Annotated in this window: 2 protein-coding genes; both read right to left on the reverse strand. The window is 60.7% G+C overall.

The window, feature by feature from the left end:
* The coding region (locus HUI96_RS28985) for a helix-turn-helix domain-containing protein (protein WP_188258166.1) at nt 1-307 on the reverse strand (307 nt) is incomplete at its 3' end.
* 60 nt (nt 308-367) lie between these two features.
* Nucleotides 368-1,273, reverse strand: a complete 906-nt coding sequence (locus HUI96_RS28990) for a hypothetical protein (protein ID WP_210320380.1) — start codon at nt 1,271-1,273, stop codon at nt 368-370.
* Nucleotides 1,274-1,747: the final 474 nt, after the last annotated feature.

Below are 1,747 nucleotides of genomic sequence, written 5' to 3' on the forward strand. Positions count from 1 at the left end.
GGATCGCGTCGTAGCTGCCCTCGTAGCCCAGCGCCCGCAGTTCCTCATAGATGCGGATCAGCGTCAGGCGCTCGCGCTTCTGCTTCGCGTCGTTGCCGTCGAGCAGAGCATCAAGCTGCACCTGCCAGGGCCCGATCTTCGGCTGCGGCTGACGCTCACGCTCGTAGGAGAAGGAGGTCTCGCCGGACCGCAATATCCGGCGCACCGTGTTGCGCGACACATGCAACTCGCGGCTGATCCGCTTCAGCGACCATCCTTGAACATAGAAGGCACGCCGGACCCGGGCGATCGTATCCACTGACTTCATCCCCTCTCCATCCGCTCGCCGAAACAAACGGATGAGTGCTGATCGACTGAATGAGGGGGGTCAATTTTGGACGCCGATCCTCCCAGCTACGGGGTCAAAATTGCACGCCGATTCACATGCCGACATCTCCGTCCTGATCTTCGCAAACGCATACGATGCGAAGTCTCTGGCATCCTCGCGGTCGAGTTCCTTGCCGAGGTGGAAGCGGTTCTTGCCGAGCCAGTCCTGGGCAAAGCGGTGCATAATCACAGTGGTCTCCTCGCAATGGCGGCGGATCGCCAGGTCGAAGGAGGCCAGGTCGCCGATCGATTTCAGGCGACGCCCCACGCCGATGTGGCGCGGCGTCTCACGGTCCAGGAAATAGTTGAGGTGGCTCTCCAGCATGTTGGTGAAGAACCGGCGAGCAAGATCGCCAAAACCCTTTGTGGAGGCAAAGGTGGCGATTGTGGCCAGATCATCCTTGGCGCTTGCTTCCCATAATGTGGGCGCACGTTCATGGACGAGGCTCTTGAGAGCCGAGATCGCGGATGCTTTTGCAATCAGCCCGAAATCAGTGACGCCGCGTTGGCGACGCCTGCGCGCCACCTCAAGCGCCTGATCAAAGCCGACGAGTACATCGTCGAGGGTAGGGGAAAGCGGGACGTGTATTCCAAGGCCTACAAGCTTCTCCTGGACATTGGAAGACTTCACCGCGTCGGGGATCTGAAGCAGCCGATAGAACGCCTCTACGAATGCCGGATCATCAGCGGCCCGGGAGAGAGAAGCATCAGCCGCCCGTTCCACCGCGGCTGCCAGCTCACTGATCGGCCGCCCGGGGTCATGTAAGAGTTCGATTACTTGCCGCCACTCCCTGGGGCGCTTCCCTGCCGAAGGTCGTTGATCAGGTGAAGGGCAGCTTTCCCGAAGTAGCCGCCCGAAACCTGCCAGTCCGTTTCCCACCCATTGCGGACGCCGGCGGAAGACCACGTCGGTAGCCCTTGTTAAGGGTCGCACTGCATGCGGCTAAATAGTCATCGTCATCGTACCAGAGCGAAAACAAAGGTAGAATTGCAAAATTACTTTGCCTTTTCAAAGGCTTGCGCGCCTGCTATAGTACTTCAATCGATCACTGGCGGGGCTCGGCACGGGTCCTTCCGGGGCGTTGAACTATGGCTGGGGGGCGCAGCCCGGCGCATCGCTAGTGACAGGGCCGATTTTTTGGGAAGCCACCCCGGAGTCCAGCCAGCGGGCTGACCGCGTAAGCCTTTGATTAAGCGTGCGTGTTGCGGGTCTGAGTGGGTGGACTCCAGCTGGATCCCGGGGATCCAGCCAAGGGTCCAACCAACGGAGTCCAGCAACGGAGTCCGGAAGCCAGGTCGATCAGCGGGGGCAGCGTGACCATCCAGTTCGCACCGGAAGCCATCGAGCAGTGGCCGATCGAGCGGCTGAGGCCCTATGCCA

Source organism: Pseudaminobacter soli (ex Zhang et al. 2022) (genome assembly GCF_014595955.1).
GTDB lineage: Bacteria > Pseudomonadota > Alphaproteobacteria > Rhizobiales > Rhizobiaceae > Kumtagia > Kumtagia pseudosoli.